The following is a 19,710-nucleotide window of genomic DNA, read 5'->3' as shown; positions in this document are numbered from 1 at the left end:
TCCGTTAATCTCTCTCTATTACTACAATATAATTAGATTGTATATAAATACACATCGAATATATCATTAACTATAGCAGTGATTTTTTTTATGGCAGTAACCTAGAGATTTGATAAAAACGCTCATTTTTGTAAATAAATATAACATTGCCGAGTAAAAACTCGGCATGACTAAATTTTAAATCTCATTTTTCGGTTTAAGAAAAACGCTATTATTGCAACAACTACAATAGGGAGAACTACATTCGCTATATTATAAAGGCTATTCACAAAACTAAACGAATCTTGCGGGACGTTATTGGTTGATTCAAACAAGAGGTTAACTAAACTAATCAATACTAATAAAGACAATAGGACAAAGTACTTCAACCCTTTAATTCTAAATACATAATAATGTAAAACATAAAAACATTGGAAATAATTAATTATAAAAGCGACAACTAAACTAATACACAACACTGTCATTTCACCCGTATAAATACCCAGAATGATAGCCGAGACATTTACAATTGATGAGAATATGCCGCAATAAAACATTTCCTTTGTCGCGCCCATAGCTTGATATACCCCCCCAGTGGAACTTAAAACCATTTGCACAGGAATAGACAGCGCCAATATTTTCAACAACTCACTTACAGCCAACCACTGCGAACCGAATAATATGAAAATAATATCATCGGCATACCAAAATATGATATTAGCTGTTAGCATTCCCAACACGGCAAGTTTATAAATTAATTTATAATAAGCAGAAAAAATGATACTTGGCTGATGTTTATAACGTGTCAATACAGGTTGTAACGCGGGGTTTATTGCAAAAGTAAACAATTGCAGTGGATAACGCATAATTTGGTAGGTTTTTTCATAAAATCCTACAGTCGAGATCCCAAAATATTTAGCCACCAATAACGTGTCTAAATTCCGAGAGAAAAAATTAAGTATATTAAAACCGAGCTGAAATTTAGCTATCGCTAATAACGGTAGAATACTCGTTATCTGAGTGCCCAATTTGGCTTGACCTATTTCTGTCTGAGCGGAAAAACGGTAATAGAATACAAATCGGCCTACCGGTGTGACCAACAGTTTAATCGCTAACGCCACCACGCCAAAACCGAGAAAATAAAGCAAAATACAGACCATTAACGCCATTATTTCTGCCAATATCTCAGCTTTACCAATAATAATAAATCTGGTATCTTTTTGTAATGAGGCTAAAGGCAACATTGCTAGCGCTGAAAAAAATACATTCAATGCTAATACATATGTTAACAAGTTAACGTTAGTTAATTGAAGCCAGTTCGCCAATACCGGCGTAAGATAAATGAATAATAAAGTCAGTGATATACCAATAATAAGCGTCGCCGTAAATATACCATCACGCTGATTAATTGAGATGGTTTCTTGGTGAATAATGGCAGGAGCAAGACCCGATGTAGCTAACAATTGAAAAAAAAGAATTAACACTTGTAATGCCGCCAAGGTACCAAAATCTTCAGGTGTGAATAAACGCGCCAATATAGATAAAGAGGTAATTTGAAGCAGATAAAGCGAATATTTGCCAATGAGACTGTGTCGGATCCCTTTATTCAACTCTTGATTTATTCTACTCATCAGTATATATACCTGTTGCGAAGCAGATAATTAAATCATCAGGTGTCATTAATTAATTATCGTGTATTGTTCACTTCATACCTAACTTGATAAATACCTGATGAAATTATTATTACGACCATTAAAAACCATGCCATATTCACATCTCTAAATATACTTGACTCGGTTACATTATGGAGGATAGGAATAATAAGTGCGGCATGTAAATATTTATTATTAGACTTTAACATTGATATCATTAAAAATGTAAATATGAACAACGAACCGACAACACCAAATTGTAGTAATAATTGTAAATAACCATTATGCGCCGATGATACATACTGCAAAAAACTATATTTATCATCTAATACGAACGGTATTACACCCACACCAAAATAACTGCCATAACCATAACCCAGAGTTATCGCATCAAAAAATCCAAGATCGTAATATAGCGCATCCCATATAATCCCTCGACCAGTAAAAAAATCATCATCCACGTATAATGCAACATGCTGGTAATCATTAATATGATAACTAACCCCAGGAATTAAAATGAATACACTAAAAAAAATGATCGCCAAAGAGGATGTTATGACTTTTATTTTAAACAAGCTAAGTTGTGTCATCAAAAAATAAATCACACAAAGTACGATACTTGTTTTACTCTGTGTTAATACAAGCAACATAAATAGTAAAACAAGCATTCCATTTAAAAGTTTACTATTTATATTAAATGATTTAGTCCACATGTGACTTATAACGATAAGAACAACTAAGTTGACACCCATCGTATTTTTAGATTTCAAATAGCCAGCCAGTTGGATATTTTCATTTAATCCAACGCCTTGTAAAACGGCTGACAACACCATCAGAATACATATAATAACTGCAAGTTTAAGGTTTAACTCAATACTTTTATGATAATAAGAAAAACACAGTCCAACCGATAGTGACGTACAAAATAAAACTTGAAACATAGCACGTTTCATTGAAATAAACGGATAATTTGACCAACTAGCACTCATTAAAGCAACCGCACAAACGACCATTAAAAAAAAAGTTTTATATATTATTACTGGTTTTAATTTGTTGATCTCGGTGTTTATTAAAAATCTAAACGAAAAAAACATGAATACAAAAATCCAAAATACTTGTTTAAATGTATTACTCTGAGCTAGGCTATTAGTGAACACATCTAATTCATGGTCCACAGCGCTCATTTTATTGGTAAAGTCAGGATTGAAAATACTAAGACAAAACAATAGCATGAATAATAAACCATATTTTTCAAGCCAAATAATAACATTCATAAAAAATCCAACTAAGAAGTGATAATACCGTGAATATGTTGGTACTATTTTAGATGATCGCATAATAATTAATTCAGCATAAATATGATATTAGACGCTAGGTAAGCATTTGGCATTTCATTCGCTGTCAAGGTGAGTCTAATGCGCTATCCTTAACACTGTTACATTACCCTGCGGCAAGGTTCGGTATGATGTATAACGTTATTAATCGATATAAAAACAAAGTATCTTGGTTTATATCAATTTTATGTATAGCTATTTTTGCCATTCCCGAAAATGCTGAATCAACAAATACCAAACGTGACTGTACAAAAATAATTACAACGGGAAACAAGAAGTTATCGAGTTATATACCATCGTTTTCGAAACTTAGTCTCGCTTTAGAACAGCATATTGAGGGGGATATAATCTGTCTTGCTGATAAACGTCAGCCAGCCATTATGATTGAAGATTTCGACAGTGGCAGTAAGCCGCTAATAATACGTCCTTTGCATTACCTTGGCACCACCATTAAAAGTAGGCATTACACAGGAACAGGAATAACAATAAAACATTCAAATGGCATTATCATCGAGGGTTTAATTATAACCGGTGGCTTAAGCGCAATTCTGATACAAGATTCATCAAATATTTCACTTTTATCGAATAGGGTCTTTAATACCGGCAATCAAGCGATATCGATCAAACCACGGTATTTCGGAGGCAAGCACTATATAATTGAAGATAACATCATATTTAATACTGGGTTGCTCAATCCCCGATTTGGAGAGGGCATATATATTGGAGATGGGTCCTACACTCAAGACCGGAGTCAGTTGAAAATACAGTACACAGTGAGTGACGTAATGATACGAAATAACATTATTCATCACACTGGCAATGAAGCGATTGACGTAAAATCAAATGCCTACAATGTAAAAATAATCCGTAATAGCATAAACCATATCAATTTAAAATTTAACGCTGCGATCACCATCGCGACTGAATCATCCTTTGCACCGCTTGGCGGATATCTAGTTGAAGATAATGTGATCGCGAATATCACTAATCGTTCAGGCTATCGACCAATAGGTATCGCGGCTGGACATGGTGATACCATCATTAAAGATAATCTGATTATCGATAAGAATGAGAATTTCATCGCAATTTGTCTATTCACTACTTTTTTAAATCCTAAATTAAATCACGTTATATTAGAAAATAATCAATTAATTGGTACCGGAGTACCATTTTCAGACGCATGTACAGGCGGGACTAACAACAACGCTAAAGCAGAGATCACATTTAAGTAACACTTTTAAATCACCAAATTCTTACACGGCCTGTATCTACATGGACAAAACCTGATTTAGGGTAGTAACCTACACCCCCCAGTTTTAACGATATAGCAGCATCACGTAAATGAGATATCTTCACATCAGGTATGGCGATATCAATTGCCATACCTCGCATATGATAGCTTTTAGTGGCAACCGCACTACTTTTTCTCGCTAACATTTCGTTAGTTTTAGGTGATCGGTAACCCGAAATAACATGATATTCATCAGCAACATTCAATGTTTTATTGAGCTGATATAACAGCTCGTATAGACGCTTGTCCATCGGTGCAGATAAATTTTGTCTGTGGTCACGCAATAAATGGCTGAAATTTTCGAGGGTGTCTTGTTGATACGAACCATCAATCCAGAAACTTCCCTGGCTACGCTCTCTCGTGTGTATATTATAAAAACCTAACTTTTTAATACCGAGTACACTTTGACTTGCTTGAGCCGGCATAACTGAATATGCAGCTAATCCGCCTAAACCTACTAACACCTTTCTACGTGTTGGACATACTGTTGACACGAAACCACCTTGAACGATTTTTATACAGAAACAGTGGAATGTATATGCAAAATACGACTTAATCAAGTTTTATCTCTGCAAAGCATATATGTCGTCACGGAATTGGCTTAATCCACTGTCATCGATCCATGCTGTCCAATACACCAAGTGAACAGGTAAAGGATCATTTAAAGGGAACCATTTGGTTGTTTCTCGGCTAATTTTTAGTCGTGACCATAGCGGTTTATTATCAACTAGGCTGTTTGCTATCCAATTGGCTAATTCATCAACTTTTTCAATTCGGATACACCCAGACGACAATGCCCGGTTTGCATTACTAAATAATTGCGGATTACTTGTATCATGTAGGTATACGCTATAATCATTAGGAAAATAGAATTTATAACGACCAAGCGCATTTTGGGTACCAGGCATTTGTTCGAGTCGATACGGAAATTGACCATAGGCAAGTTTCTGCCACTCTTGAGGGGATTTTTCTATTTTTTGGTTTTGATAGTTAAACACCTTAAAATTACGCTGGCTAAAAAATTCACCATTGATTTTTACTTTCGGTAATAAGTCATCTTCTAAAATACTTCGTGGCACTCGCCAACTCGGATTAATGACCATACTACTGATTTCACTTGTTAATATTGGCGTAGGTTTTTTAGGTTTACCTACAATAACACGCGAACGCAGCGCTATTTCACCGTTATCGCTGAGTAGTAATTCATAAGCGGGAATGTTTACAAGTAAATATCGATCACTAAGATTAGCCATAAAATAGATTTTTTCTTCCATATTTTTCCGTAATAACTCTGCTCGACGCTGAGGATTAATATTTAACCACTTTAAAGTATCAGGACCAATAATCGCATCTGCTTTAAGGCCATGACGGCGTTGAAAATTGCGAACAGCAACCGCTATCTCGACGGTATAAACATCAGATAAACGTAGTGACTCTTCACTGTCGCCGAGTAAAATAAGTCTTGAATGGATTTCATCTACGGCTGCACTACTATCACCGACATGTAAAAGGCGTGAAAGCGCTATATCATCCCAGCTATATTGCACTGAAAGCCAATTTAAATAACTGGCACGACTCGAAAATTGCAGTACTTTTTTGGATACCGGTACGTCACTAATAACATCCATGTTGGGTAATAAATTATCTGGTTGTATATTACGATGATTCACATATGCGTAGTGTTTATTGCTGACTGTATTCATGCCATTTATCATATGCGCTGCTTTACCGAGCATCGACACTTGATGATGCGGTAAAGCTGACGCATGATAACTAATTGATGATATCATAATGAACAATAAAGAAGATTTTAGCTTGTTGTTATCAGTGCGTTTTTGTATAATTTTCAATCTCTTAAAAAGATAATCCTTATACATAATAGTCTCCCAGTGAGCATAAATTAAGTATGGTTAATAAATATCAACTCACCAACATTTTTATCTTTTTATACGTTAAAATATCCTTCTTTAAATAAGCATGAGGTTATATGCCAAACAATATTACAATATGGGTTGATGCGGATGCATGCCCTACTCCGATGAAAGAAATTCTCTTTCGTGCTGCAGTACGTGTAAAAACACCACTAGTATTCGTCGCAAACCACTGGATACGCGTACCAGCTTCTCCTTATATATCAATGACCCAAGTACCTTCTGGATTTGATGTTGCAGATGACCACATCGTATTAAAAGTCGCTAAAGATGATCTTGTTATTACCTCTGACATTCCATTAGCTGCTGAGGTTATCGAAAAAGGGGCGCATGTGATAACCTCACGTGGTGAAAAATATACATTAAGCAATATTCGTGAACGTTTAAACATGCGTGATTTCATGGACACAATGCGAGCGAGTGGCGAGATGACTGGTGGTCCACCAGCATTAGGGTCAAAAGATAAACAAGCATTTGGCAATGCGCTTGATCAGTACCTCGCGAAATACGCAAACAAAGCATAGTCCATTATCATAGAACTAAATAAATCTACCGCGGAATAACAGGAGTTGCACGTGCAAAAAATAGCCGTATTTGTTGACGTACAGAATATCTATTACACCACTCGCCAGACTTATGGGCGTCAGTTTAATTACCGCAAGCTCTGGCAACATTTATTATTACAAGGTGACGTAGTCACTGCTTATGCTTATGCGATTGATAAAGGTGATGATCAGCAACGTAAATTCCAAGATGCACTCAAACATATCGGTTTTGACGTGAAGCTTAAGCCGTTTATCCAACGCAGTGATGGGTCAGCGAAAGGTGACTGGGATGTAGGTATCACCATCGATGTACTACAAGTTGCAGAGTCAGTCGATACTGTTGTACTGCTCTCTGGTGATGGTGACTTTGCAATCCTGCTTGATACGATAAAAGCCCGTCATCAAGTCAGAGCTGAAGTTTATGGTGTGCCGGCCCTAACAGCAAATGCATTAATAAATAGTGCCACGGTATTCAACCCTATTTATGAAGATTTCTTATTGTAGGCTAGCCACTATTGCTAGTTGATCGTTGATCGTTGCTAATGGCTAATTGCAAATATAAAAGCCGGTATCGATCTCATGCGCTTGTACAACACATGTTGTTATTCACGTTTTTTCCACATGTTTGATGTTAGGTTTACGGTTTCTACACGGGCCAGCTAAGATTAAACATGAATATCAAATATATTAATTTAGTCGCGATGCCCGCTGGTAGCACGAGCGAAGAAACGTATGCTGGTATATTGTATGTCAAAATAGTAATAACACAGACTTAAATAGCCTACACTAAAGGAAGGGTTATTTACAAAGGGGCGAGTATGCATATTCTCATAACAGGTGGAACTGGCTTTATCGGCCAAGCATTTATTAACACCTTTCATGCTGATTATGATTTCACGGTATTAACCCGCGATATCAGTAATGCCAAAAATATTTTTTCGTATATTTCAACTGATAACATCAGGTTCATCTCTCAGCTAATTGAATTACCGAGTGCGATTCATATTGATGCAGTGATCAATCTAGCCGGCTCACCTATTATGGATAAAATGTGGAGTGTCAAACACAAACATATTTTAGAATCAAGTCGCTGGGAAATAACCCAAGATTTAGTGGACTTGATCTCAACAAAGACCATCACACCTGAGGTTTTTATTAGTGGTTCAGCCATTGGTGCCTACGGTCGTCAAGGCGCGCAAATTATTGACGAAAAGCATACCGAGCATCACCCAGAATATGCAAGTCATCTCTGTGAACACTGGGAAGAAATAGCCCGTACAGCCTGCCCGTTAACGCGTACGGCAATCATACGAACAGGCATTGTATTAGGTAAGAACAACGGCGCCTTACAAAAAATGGAGTTGCCTTTTAAATTAGGACTTGGTGGTCCAATCGGGCAAGGTGAGCAATATATGTCTTGGATACATATTGATGACATGGTCGCGGCCATCAATTATGTAATACAGAACAAATCAATATCAGGCACTTTTAACTTTACATCACCAAACCCTGTAACCAATCGAGAATTTTCGAATAAATTAGCCGCTTGCTTTGGTAAGAAAGCCCGGTTTACTATCCCTACACTATTTTTACGGCTGTTATTGGGCGAACGTGCAGATCTTATTATTTATGGCCAACGGGTATTACCAACTCGATTACTCGATGTTGGTTTTACTTTTCATTTTGACAGCTTAGACCAAGCATTGTCTGCCATCTATGCTTCATGAACACGTATATTGTAGAGACATTTACTCACGTTTTCGTACTAATCTAATTGCATCTACAATATTGACTAGCCATACACAAACTAACGAGACAGTAGCAAGCTGAATACCTTGAGTATCGAGGCTGGCCATCTGTTGTGTCACTAATTCATTAATACTCAGCAAGTCTAGTTGCCCTCCAGACATCAATACTTTGTCTACCATCAATTGCGTTTGCGTCATCGTGACATCTATTATGTAATAAAGCGGTAACGCCGCAGCAATTGCATATATACCTGCCGCCAACTGTTTTTTTAACCACCAATGGGCAGCCCCGGGAAATACAAATGCAGATAAAAGCACTGCTTTAACGGTATTATTCATAAAACATTCCTGATTCAACTGAAATAGCTATAACAAATTAATGGTAATAATAACAAAGATAAAGCATGTAATGTACCCCGGAACGGTTTTAATATAAAACTTACAATCAATAGTACTAACATAAGTAACAGACTATTAGAAAAAGTATTATCGAATGTGCCATCAAACTCCAGCCAAATTACATCATTAACCGTTAATGCACCCCAAACACCTTGGATAAAATTTAATACCTCATTAACGCTAGCAATCAAGATACGACTCAGCCCTGGCATGATCGCTAATAACAGCACCGCCAGTAGTAATACAGGTAAAATCAATACACTAAACACTGGGATAAAGACTAAATTAACCAACGCAGACAACAGACTGAATCCAGAGAATACAGCCATTTGAATGGGTAAGATGAGTACCGTGAGTAACACTTGGCTATAACAAAGGTGGGTGACTTTATGTAGAACCCCCTTAATGACCTCAGTTACTCTATCCTTATTGGTAACAACACTGTTTCGATCTATTGCCACAGGTTTAGTTGGCTTATTCAACCACACAAGTATAAAAACAGCCGCCATCGCTGAAAATGATAACCAAAAACTTATTGAAAATACCGCAAAGGGATCTAGCAGTAAAGTAATCAACAACATCATTGAAAAAAGTTGAGACAAAGTAACTTTGTAATATTGAACACGATATAAGCAATGCAGGCACAACAAAATAATGGCGCGTAATGCAGGTAATGAGAAGCCCGCAATCCAAGCATAAAATATTGCAACCAAAAGACTCATCGACAAACTGATAACGAGATAATAAGGCGTTTTAACCAACCTTAACAATCCTTGTATAAAAATATAACAGAAACCAAATATCAGACCAATGTGCAAACCAGAAATAGCAACAAGATGACCAATGCCCAGTTGTTGTAGCTGGGTCCAAAGTTCATTGGTAATGTAATGTCGGTCTCCAAAACTTAAAGCATACAACATAGGGTTGGGATTGGCTGGCAATACGGACTTGAATATTTGATACAAATGGCCACGTAAACTAAGCTTAGATCGTATTACCTCTCCTTTTGTTATGATGCCAGCGAACGTTATATGACGTGATAACAACTTCGGTTGCTTAGTGTTAATTAGTCGTACCTTAAAGCGCCACACTTGACCAATCCCAAGTGGCCCTGGATAATCATAATCTGGATTTGACCACTTTAAGGCTAGTTTCGGTTGCATAGAAGAAAGCAACATATTATTAATTTTTATCACCTTTACATCAAACAAAAGTCGGTTTTTTTTATTTACTAATGTTATTACCTCAGCTGTTATGATATTGTCTTGAGCTACTGTAGTTGACAGTTGTTTGTGTTGGAACACCGTATTGTATAATAATGTATTTGATTCATTTATCACGTTATTTTTATACAACGTAGACCAACTTAATACGACAAACATGAGTACTAATATAGGTGGTACTTTAGCGTAAACAAGGACGAAGGCAGCGACTGTTATTATCGTGATAAATTGAATGCGTTCAATATCTACAAAGAACATACTTATTAATATGGTAATGGAAAGTAGTATGGCCTTTAAGGTCATTCATTACCCCTGACATTTGATTAGAATTATGCCTAAGAATTTAATTAAGAAATATCTCCCAAATCCCGAGTCAATCAAAGAACACAAGCACCTTAAGATTTTTGGTGACCTGTTACACAACGCAAACCTTTGGCACTTAAATCGCCGCTCTGCAGCAGGTGCATTTGCTGTTGGTCTTTTTATAGCATTTGTTCCCGTGCCTTTTCAGATGTTATTAGCGGCCGGCTTTGCAATTTTATTTCGTGTTAACTTACCCTTATCAGTAGCACTAGTGTGGTTATCAAACCCTGTGACCATGCCACCGATGTTTTATGCTACTTATGAGTTAGGTGCATGGTTATTGCAAGTTCCCGTTCACCCATTCTCTTTTGAGCTGACTTTGGAATGGTTAATGCAGGCTATATCCTTATATGGACCGGCATTTTTACTCGGCTGTTTTGTATCCGGTGCATTTTTTTCTATCGTAGGTTATTTTAGTATTCGCTGGCTATGGCGTTGGAAAATTATTAATGCATGGAACAAACGTAAAGAGTCACGCACAAAATAATAGTTAAAAATGAGAAGGCCACATCACTTAATCAGTGATGTGGCCTTTTTTATATCTGTAGGAATGGACGAGGAATCGCGTTATTTATTGCCTAATTCATGCGCAGGCTGTACCGAACACGCTTTATTCGCAGGATAAATGGTCGCTATCACACTCATCATCATAGCAACACCACCAACCACCAGCACATCATTTAATGCTAGCTGTGACGGTAAGAAGTCAATAAAGTAAATATCACCGGATAAGAATTCCTGACCGATCAAGCCTTCAATAAATTGGATAATCACAGTGAGATTCTCTGAAATCAAAATACCTAGCACCGTACCAGAAACTACACCAAGAATACCGTTAATCCCACCGTGTACAATAAAAATTAAACGTAATAGCGTATTTGATGCACCCATGGTTTTCAATATTGCAATGTCAGCGCGCTTATCATTAACAGCCATGACCAAGGTGGTGACAATGTTAAAACAGGCAACGGCAATCACTAATGTCAAAATCACGTACATCAAGCTTTTAACCATCTGTATATCTTGGTATAAAAAGCCCTGACTGGTCATCCAGCTGCGAATATACAAGTAATGATCTAACTGATTACCCGCTTCGCGAACAATGCGGTTAGCAGAAAAAATGTCTGTTACCTTAATACTCATGCCATCTGCTTTAAACGCTTTATCTTGAATATCTTGAGCTGCGCTTAAAGGTATATAAGCAAGGTTGTTGTCTAATTGTCCACTAAGATGAATGATGCCAGAGACGGTAAATCTGAACCGACGTGGCGCCTTAAATGATCGACCTGATTGCTGTGATAATAATACCGTGACCGGATCACCAAGTTCTAAATTCAACTCTTTTGCAATACCGCGTCCAATTACAACGGTTCTATTATTAGCTGGGTCACTTAAGCTATCCCAACTTCCCTCTGCAACATAACGATACACTTCAGATACTTGCTTTTCAGCCTCACTGTCAACAGCACGAAGTTGTACCGCTTTTAGTTCATTTCCTTTTTGCAATAAACCATTAAGCTTAATAAAAGGTGCGGCGCCGACAACTTCTGGATGCGCAAGTAATTGATCCTGTGTGCGCGGCCAATCATCAAACGGTTGACTCACACCTTCAAGTTCACCATTAGGCACAACCGCTAAGATCCGATTTTTAAGCTCATATTCAAAGCCATTCATTGCCGATAAACCAATGATCAGTACCATCACCCCTAACGCAATGCCAATCGTTGATGACGCCGAGATAAACGCAATAAAACCATTACGGCGCTTCGACGAGGTATATCTCAATCCGATATAAGCGGCTAACGGACGAAACATTATACTTCCTCCATCACAGCATTTACCTGTACTGTTTCGCAATCATTGGTCAATACACCATCAACCATATGCAAAGTACGGCCTAATCGGTTCGCTAGCTGTTCATCATGAGTAACAATAATAAAGGCGGTATCACACGTTTCATTTAACTCTTTTATCAAATTGAAAATAGTGTCCGCACTGCTTTGATCTAGGTTACCGGTGGGTTCATCTGCAAAGACGATATTCGGCTCATTAATTAACGCACGAGCAATCGCTACACGTTGACGTTCACCACCAGAAAGTTCACTTGGTTTATGTTCAACACGATGGGATAGCCCCACTCGCGCTAACATAGCCAAGGCTTTTTGCTTAGCAAACGTCACTTTCATACCCGCTATTAATAGCGGCATGCACACATTTTCTAACGCGGTGAACTCATTGAGTAAGTGATGAAATTGATACACAAAACCCATATTCTGATTGCGCATTGCAGCTTGTTGTTTCTCTGACATACTATGAATATCGACACCATTAAGATATACAGAACCTGAAGTCGGCATATCTAACGCGCCCATCAAATGCAACAAGGTACTTTTACCAGAACCAGAACGGCCAACAATCGCAATTAACTCGCCTTTTTCGACAGTTAACGACACTTGTTTTAATACGTGGGTATCAAGATTACCTTCTTGGTAAACTTTTTCGAGATTTTTGCAAACTAATAAAGGATTATTCATATCGTAATGCCTCGGCAGGTTTTACATTTGCCGCTCTAAATGCAGGGTAAAGTGTTGCGAGTAGACTTAATGCAATCGCACCGAAAATAATTGATGCGATCTGCGACCAATCAAATAAAACAGGTAATAAGCGGGCTCCACCCGATGCTTGCGCTAACAGGTTGAGTCCAATTAATGACATAAACTCATTGAGATTGGCTGCTAAAGTAATGCCCATAATACCGCCAGAAATTGCACCCAATACGCCGGTCCAAGCGCCTTGGATAACAAATATTTGCACAATAGTCGGTCTATTCATGCCCAAGGTTTTCATGATCGCAACGTCAGTTTCTTTCTCCGTCACTAACATGACTAACGATGACAAGATGTTAAATACTGCCACCGTAATAATTAAGAACAACAATAACCCTATCATGTTCTTTTCCATTTTCACGGCTTGGAATAATTCACCACGGGTTGTTTGCCAGTCCAACGAATCAAAGTTACTGAAGAAATCTCGACTCGCTAGTTCATTAACCGAAAACGGATCATGTACAAAAACACGATGTTGCATTGGACTTGACCGTGATAAGCGCACCAATTTACCCGCATCAGAGATATTCACTAATACCTGGGTGGCTTCGACATCAGAACCAACCGAATAAATTCCCACCACCGTAAATTTACGTTGGCTCGGCACTCGACCCATCGGGGTGAAAATACTGCCTTTAGTCGAAATAAGTCTGATTTTATCGCCGAGTTTAACATTCAATGACTTTGCCATGCTCCGGCCAATTATGATGTTGTACTTACCTGGTTGCAGTAATGAGATATCACCGATCAGCATATTCTGACGAATAACGTCCCATTGCGGATAGGACGATGGGTCTATTCCCTGTAACTGTGCGCCTTGGATCTGGCTTTTACTTTGTACCATTGCATCAGCTTGTAAAAACGGTGTAACCGCGGCAACTAAGGGATCGTCAGCTAAAGCAGATAAACTTTCATCAATATTATCCGAGCTTAATTTAGGTGTCACGATGACATGCGGCACAGCACCGAGAATACGCGTTTTCAAATCTTGCTCAAAACCGTTCATTACCGATAAAACCGTGATCAAGGCTAATACCCCGATAGTGATGCCAGCGGTCGAGAATAAGGTAATAAATGAAACAAATCGATTGTTGCGCTTCGAGCGAGTGTAGCGCAAGCCGATAAATAAACTTAGAGGGTAATACATAAATAGAGTAAGAAGTCCTTGCTAAAAACTGCTATTCATTCTAGAGACATGACCACTAATGAGCAAGTAAAATCATGCTTTGTCTTCAACTTGTGACCGATTAGTTATTCTGGTTTAAAACAGCGTCTTAAAAGCGACTACCATAAACTAAACAAGATAAATATAAATTAATATGGCACAATAACAGGTTAGCAATCTAGAAAAGGATGACTGCAATGACTCAACAATATTTTTCTATTAAGCACAGTTTATCTGTCAATATTGAACCAGTTTCTATTGATCAGGTCCCAACATCTAGATTGGCACTCGAAAACGAAATGCCAATCCCATTTAAAATGGCCAATGATGTTGCTGAAATTGACAGCTCTGCCCTGCGATCTATTCGCAATATCGGTGAACAAGCTGACGCGCTTGCTGATTTCTTACAGATGCAAAACAACAAAATAAACTTGATCATGGGCTATGTATTGGCACAACAAGATCACCCAGAGTCTCGCTTTGACACCTCAGAATTTGGTGCCGGAGAGGTCAAATTTTTAGCTCATGGTGATTTAGCCTTAGAACAAGCAGTGCGTATTAAGATATTTTTACCGAACGACTCTTCAGCTATTTATTGCTATGGCACCATCTCTGCACGTGAAGTACAAGAAACAGATCAGAGCCTCATTGAGTACACCGCTGCGTATACACGTATCCGTGATATCGACCGCGAAATATTGATCCGCGCAACCTTACGCATTCAGCAGTTACAGCTTAAACAACGTGCCGAGCTACGCCAACAACACGATCTGAAAAATGATGATCAACAACACAACCCTCAATAATTACGATTAGATTACTGACCACTATGAAATCAACAGCTATTCTTTCTTTACCGTTACCAAAAAAACAAGGCGACAAGATCGCCTATGGTAACCTTGTTGGCAGTAGCCTCGCATTCACACTTGCAGAGCTATGTTCACAAACCAAATCCCCTATCCTTGCGGTTGTTGCCGATACCCCAAGTGCATTAAAGCTTGAGCAAGAAGTACGGCACTTTTTAGCCGACGACAAACCGCTAATTACATTCCCTGATTGGGAAACGCTGCCGTATGATAACTTCTCTCCACATCAAGATATTATCTCGCAACGAATTCATGCTCTGCACCGCTTCCAACAAACCACCAACGGGTTGATTATTGTATCGGTAAATACCTTGATGCAACGTATCGCGCCAGTCAGTTTCTTAGCCCAGCATAGCTTGATCGTAAAAACAGGCGACAAGATTGACATGCACGCGATGCGCCAGCGGTTAGAAACCAGTGGTTATAATGCCGTTGACCAAGTACTAGAACACGGTGAATTTTCTGCTCGCGGTTCTATTCTTGATCTGTATCCGATGGGCAGTTCATCACCGTTTCGAATCGACTTTTTTGATGATGAAGTAGAAGAAATTCGTGGTTTTAATACCGAGACACAACGCTCGGAAGATATCCTTGACGCGATTAACTTATTACCCGCTCACGAATTTCCTACGGATGCTAAAGCGATAGAATTATTCCGTCAGCAGTTCAGAGAATTGTTCACACCATCGCGTGAAGCTGAATCAATTTATCAGCAAGTAAGTAAAGGCTTCTTACCTACAGGTATTGAGTACTATCACCCATTATTCTTAACTGAAACTGCCACGTTATTTGATTATTTACCTAAACAACTGACCATTGCGCAAATAGGTGAATTGCATCAAGCATCAGAAGTGTTCTTCCAAGACGTTGAACAACGCTACGAAGATCGCCGCCATGATATTCAACGTCCATTACTGACACCAAGCTCACTTTATTTGCCTGTTTCAGATCTATTCCAAGCACTTGGCCAGTACAGTAAAGTCAGCTTAAGCAGCGAATTGCTAAATGAAAAAGCAGGTAATACCAACCTAGGCTTTAGCAAGTTACCTGAAATAGCCATTAACCATCAGAAAAAAGCGCCGCTAACACCCTTGCTAGAATTTATCGAAGGGTTTGACGGTAAAATCATCTTTAGTGTTGAATCTGAAGGTCGCCGTGAAACACTGTTAGAGCTACTTGCAAAAACTAAATTAAAGCCTAAAGCAATTACCAGTATCGCTAAGTTTTTGAAAGCTAAACCTGTGATCGGTATTTGGGTTAGTCAGTGTGAAAACAGCTTTATTATTGACGAACTAAATGTGGCCATTATTTGTGAGAACGAATTACTTGGTCACAAGATCATCCAGCGTCGTCGCACCGATAAAAAAATACAAGCAAATAACGATGCGCTAGTCAGAAACCTAACCGAATTAAGTATCGGTCAACCTGTTGTACATATCGAACACGGTGTTGGCCGTTATCTTGGTCTACAGATCATTACTAATGCAGGCATGGAAACTGAGTTTTTAACGCTGGAATACGCTAATGCAGCAAAGCTTTATGTTCCCGTTTCAGCACTACACCTGATCAGTCGTTATAGCGGTGCAGGCGAAGCATCGGCACCACTGCATAAACTAGGCAGTGATAGCTGGGTAAAATCGAAAAACAAAGCAATGGAGCGTGTTCGAGACGTTGCGGCAGAATTATTAGATATCTACGCACAGCGGGCAGCTAAAAGCGGTTTTCAATATAAATGCGATAAAGAATCGTACGCAGCCTTTGCCGATGGTTTCCCGTTTGAAGAAACTGACGATCAGAAAACTGCAATTCAAGCCGTCATGGACGATATGCGTCAAAACAAAACCATGGATCGTCTGGTGTGTGGTGATGTAGGCTTTGGCAAAACAGAAGTAGCAATGCGCGCCGCGTTCATGGCAATGATGAACGATAAGCAAGTCGCCGTACTGGTACCGACCACCTTACTTGCTCAGCAGCATTTCGAAAACTTCAAAGATCGTTTTGCGAACTGGCCGGTACGTGTGGAAGTGATCTCTCGCTTTAAAACAGCGAAAGAGCAAAAGTTGATTTTAGCTGACGTCAAAAACGGTAAAGTTGATTTACTCATCGGCACACATAAATTGCTCAGTAACAAGATTGAATATTCTGATCTCGGTTTATTGGTCATCGATGAAGAACATCGCTTTGGGGTGCGCCAAAAAGAAAAAGTAAAAGCGTTGCGTGCGGACATTGATATTTTAACCTTAACAGCAACACCGATTCCAAGAACATTGAACATGGCAATGAATGGCATGCGTGATTTATCTATCATCGCCACACCACCTGCGAAGCGTTTAGCGGTGAAAACATTTGTTCGCCAATACGACGAAAATATCGTAAAAGAAGCGATCATGCGTGAAATCATGCGTGGTGGCCAAGTTTATTTCTTGCATAACAATGTCGATTCAATAGACAAAACCGTAGAAGCACTCGCAGAACTGATACCTGAGGCGCGTATTGTTGCCGCCCACGGACAAATGGCAGAGCGTGAATTAGAATCGGTTATGGCTGATTTCTATCACCAGCGTTTTAATGTATTAGTCTGTACTACCATTATTGAAACCGGTATCGATATTCCCAGCGCGAATACCATCATTATGGATCGCGCAGATAATCTCGGTTTGGCACAACTTCATCAATTACGTGGTCGTGTTGGGCGTTCTCATCACCAAGCCTACGCATACCTGCTAACACCACATCCGAAGCGTATCTCCAGCGACGCTAAAAAACGTCTTGAAGCAATTGCCTCACTAGAAGTCCTAGGGGCAGGTTTCACCTTGGCAACGCACGATCTTGAGATCCGTGGGGCTGGTGAACTATTAGGTGATGAACAAAGTGGACAAATAACCTCTGTTGGTTTCGCGCTGTATATGGACATGCTCGACCAGGCAGTGAAAAGCATCAAACAAGGAAAATCAGTTTCGCTTGAAGAAGCCCTCAAAAATCAAACCGAAATTGAACTGCGTGTGCCCGCGTTATTGCCGGATGATTACATTCACGACGTTAATATGCGTTTATCACTGTATAAACGTATCGCAAGTTGTCAAAGTGAAGAGCAGTTACGTGAGTTGCAAGTAGAACTCATTGATCGTTTTGGATTATTGCCCGACAATGCTAAAAACTTGATCCGTCAAACCGAGTTAAAATTACTAGCAGAGCCTTTAGGTATTAAACGACTTGAAATAGGTCCCGCTGGTGGCTATATTAGCTTTGGTGATGATAATCAGGTTGATGTAGGTTATCTTATCCGTCTTATCCAGCAACAGCCGCGTGTTTATAGTATGGATGGTCCATCAAAATTAAAGTTTGCAATCAAATCACCGGATGCAAAAGATCGAGTTAAGCTAGCTGAAGCAATGCTAGTTGAATTTGCAAAAAATAAGATTGCAGGAGTTAAACGTTGAAAAAGTCGTTAATCAGTTTATTAGTAGGTCTATCTGTTGGCAGTTCATTTGCAGTGAGTGCGGCAGATCAAGAACGTTGGTTTGAAGTCGAAGTCATTTTATTCGAGCGAAATATCAACCCAGCCAAAGTAACAGAACATTGGGACCAGTCTTTATATCCAACTTATTCGAAATCGAATAAGAACCCGATGGCATTATTTATCAATGACGATAATTTAATCACTCCAAATAGTAGACACGGCATCAATACGCTAGCGTTAGGCAACGAAAGCAATACCGTGGCAAGTGGTCTACAACCAACCATTATTGATGATAGCCAAACTTTACCTGTTTTCGGTGCTGATCGAGACGAGTCTGTGGTGCAAGCAGTTGATACAAACGCGGACATCATCAAAGCGACAAATGTGGTTATCGATGGTGCTAATTTAAAAGATAGCGTTAAGGATCCAGCTCTCGAAATAGTGCCTGCAAGTGAATTACAACTTACAGCGCAATTTAAAGCATTAAACAATCACGCTAATTATAATGTTGTTTTGCATTCAGCATGGCGTATGCAGCCAAAAGACCGCAACGAAGCAGTCCCTATTCGCTTGTTTGCAGGTCACAATTATCAACAACAGTATCAACCAAATGGCGATGTAATCACCCAACAAATAGAACCTGTTGTTACACCAATCAGCGCATTAGATGTATCTGCTGAACTTGCAGAGCCAACCGCACCAGTTTGGAAAATTGACGGTGAGTTGACCATTTATCTAGAGCATTACCTTTATGCAAAAACAAATCTATTTGTGCGTAAAGAAGGAACTAAAACCATAACAGCGAAGGAAAGCATTGCAGCTGAATCACAAGAATCAAACCAAGCTACTAATGTTGAAAATATTGACCTATTAGCATTATTAGGTATTCATTTAGAGCCAAAAGCTGCTGAGCATAACGGAGTGGTATTAAGTAATGCGGAAGTTACGGTTGAAGAAACTAACATTATCGAACCTCAAGATAAAACAGTGCCTTTCTTGAATAGTTATCCGATGCAGCAACTGAGGGTGATTCGAAGTGGTGAAATACATTACCTGGACCACCCTATGTTTGGCATGCTCATTCAAATACGTAAATATGAGCAGCCAATGACCAAAGATACCACATTGAAAACAGCGAAGTAATAACG

The 19,710-nt window shown here is 38.9% G+C and carries 17 protein-coding genes; 8 read left to right on the top strand and 9 right to left on the bottom strand.

Annotated features, from left to right (window positions below; genetic code table 11):
- Window positions 1-170: 170 nt before the first annotated feature.
- Entirely contained in the window at window positions 171-1,610 is a 1,440-nt protein-coding gene (locus HRT96_RS06350) for a lipopolysaccharide biosynthesis protein (RefSeq protein WP_293153868.1), read from the bottom strand.
- Between the two features lie 56 nt (window positions 1,611-1,666).
- Window positions 1,667-2,905, bottom strand: a complete 1,239-nt coding sequence (locus tag HRT96_RS06345) for an O-antigen ligase (protein ID WP_293153865.1) — start codon at window positions 2,903-2,905, stop codon at window positions 1,667-1,669.
- A 191-nt stretch (window positions 2,906-3,096) separates the two neighbouring features.
- Here HRT96_RS06345 and HRT96_RS06340 point away from each other — a divergent pair, with 191 nt between their 5' ends.
- On the top strand, window positions 3,097-4,197 hold the full coding sequence (locus HRT96_RS06340; RefSeq protein WP_293153862.1) for a right-handed parallel beta-helix repeat-containing protein: 1,101 nt from the start codon (window positions 3,097-3,099) through the stop codon (window positions 4,195-4,197).
- A gap of 10 nt (window positions 4,198-4,207) precedes the next feature.
- On the opposite strand, the gene HRT96_RS06335 is transcribed toward HRT96_RS06340, so the two are convergent.
- Window positions 4,208-4,750, bottom strand: coding sequence for a DUF882 domain-containing protein (locus HRT96_RS06335; protein ID WP_293153858.1), 543 nt, complete (start codon window positions 4,748-4,750; stop codon window positions 4,208-4,210).
- Between the two features lie 69 nt (window positions 4,751-4,819).
- A complete protein-coding gene (locus HRT96_RS06330) occupies window positions 4,820-6,046 on the bottom strand; it encodes a L,D-transpeptidase family protein (RefSeq protein WP_293153855.1) in 1,227 nt (408 codons plus the stop codon).
- 209 nt (window positions 6,047-6,255) lie between these two features.
- On the opposite strand from HRT96_RS06330, the gene HRT96_RS06325 reads away from it, so the two are divergent.
- From HRT96_RS06325 to HRT96_RS06315, 3 genes are all read left to right on the top strand, one after another.
- The gene (locus HRT96_RS06325) at window positions 6,256-6,711 is read left to right on the top strand and encodes a YaiI/YqxD family protein (protein WP_293154211.1); all 456 of its coding nucleotides are present in this window, start codon (window positions 6,256-6,258) and stop codon (window positions 6,709-6,711) included.
- A gap of 51 nt (window positions 6,712-6,762) precedes the next feature.
- A complete protein-coding gene (locus tag HRT96_RS06320) occupies window positions 6,763-7,236 on the top strand; it encodes an NYN domain-containing protein (protein WP_006034223.1) in 474 nt (157 codons plus the stop codon).
- A 314-nt stretch (window positions 7,237-7,550) separates the two neighbouring features.
- Complete coding sequence (locus HRT96_RS06315; protein WP_293153852.1) at window positions 7,551-8,459, top strand: TIGR01777 family oxidoreductase; 909 nt, start codon at window positions 7,551-7,553, stop codon at window positions 8,457-8,459.
- 21 nt (window positions 8,460-8,480) lie between these two features.
- Here HRT96_RS06315 and HRT96_RS06310 read toward each other — a convergent pair whose 3' ends face one another.
- Entirely contained in the window at window positions 8,481-8,819 is a 339-nt protein-coding gene (locus HRT96_RS06310; protein ID WP_293153849.1) for a hypothetical protein, read from the bottom strand.
- Between the two features lie 14 nt (window positions 8,820-8,833).
- Entirely contained in the window at window positions 8,834-10,042 is a 1,209-nt protein-coding gene (locus HRT96_RS06305) for a ComEC/Rec2 family competence protein (protein WP_293153846.1), read from the bottom strand.
- A gap of 391 nt (window positions 10,043-10,433) precedes the next feature.
- Between HRT96_RS06305 and HRT96_RS06300 the strand changes: the two genes are divergently transcribed.
- Window positions 10,434-10,952, top strand: a complete 519-nt coding sequence (locus tag HRT96_RS06300) for a DUF2062 domain-containing protein (protein WP_293153843.1) — start codon at window positions 10,434-10,436, stop codon at window positions 10,950-10,952.
- Window positions 10,953-11,032: 80 nt separating this feature from the next.
- Here the strand turns inward: HRT96_RS06300 and lolE are convergent, their stop codons facing one another.
- Genes lolE through HRT96_RS06285 form a run of 3 tightly spaced genes read right to left on the bottom strand, consistent with a single transcriptional unit; the run spans window position 11,033 to window position 14,218 of the window.
- Complete coding sequence (gene lolE / locus HRT96_RS06295; protein ID WP_293153840.1) at window positions 11,033-12,280, bottom strand: lipoprotein-releasing ABC transporter permease subunit LolE; 1,248 nt, start codon at window positions 12,278-12,280, stop codon at window positions 11,033-11,035.
- Entirely contained in the window at window positions 12,280-12,999 is a 720-nt protein-coding gene (gene lolD / locus HRT96_RS06290; protein WP_293153837.1) for a lipoprotein-releasing ABC transporter ATP-binding protein LolD, read from the bottom strand. The genes lolE and lolD overlap by 1 nt, the downstream gene beginning before the upstream one ends.
- Window positions 12,992-14,218 carry a lipoprotein-releasing ABC transporter permease subunit gene (locus tag HRT96_RS06285; protein ID WP_293153834.1) on the bottom strand — a complete coding sequence of 409 codons (1,227 nt, stop codon included), beginning with the start codon at window positions 14,216-14,218 and terminating at the stop codon, window positions 12,992-12,994. Before HRT96_RS06285 ends, lolD begins: the two co-directional genes overlap by 8 nt.
- A 215-nt stretch (window positions 14,219-14,433) precedes the next feature.
- Between HRT96_RS06285 and HRT96_RS06280 the strand changes: the two genes are divergently transcribed.
- Genes HRT96_RS06280 through HRT96_RS06270 form a run of 3 tightly spaced genes read left to right on the top strand, consistent with a single transcriptional unit; the run spans window position 14,434 to window position 19,705 of the window.
- A complete protein-coding gene (locus HRT96_RS06280) occupies window positions 14,434-15,042 on the top strand; it encodes a hypothetical protein (RefSeq protein ID WP_293153831.1) in 609 nt (202 codons plus the stop codon).
- Between the two features lie 23 nt (window positions 15,043-15,065).
- Window positions 15,066-18,542, top strand: a complete 3,477-nt coding sequence (gene mfd, locus HRT96_RS06275; RefSeq protein ID WP_293153828.1) for a transcription-repair coupling factor — start codon at window positions 15,066-15,068, stop codon at window positions 18,540-18,542.
- Window positions 18,539-19,705, top strand: a complete 1,167-nt coding sequence (locus HRT96_RS06270) for a CsiV family protein (protein ID WP_293153825.1) — start codon at window positions 18,539-18,541, stop codon at window positions 19,703-19,705. The genes mfd and HRT96_RS06270 overlap by 4 nt, the downstream gene beginning before the upstream one ends.
- Window positions 19,706-19,710: the final 5 nt, after the last annotated feature.

The sequence above is a fragment of the Moritella sp. genome (assembly GCF_013215705.1).
Lineage (GTDB): Bacteria > Pseudomonadota > Gammaproteobacteria > Enterobacterales > Moritellaceae > Moritella.
Note: the sequence above shows the minus strand (reverse complement) of the source record. Positions and strands in the feature narration are given on the sequence as shown.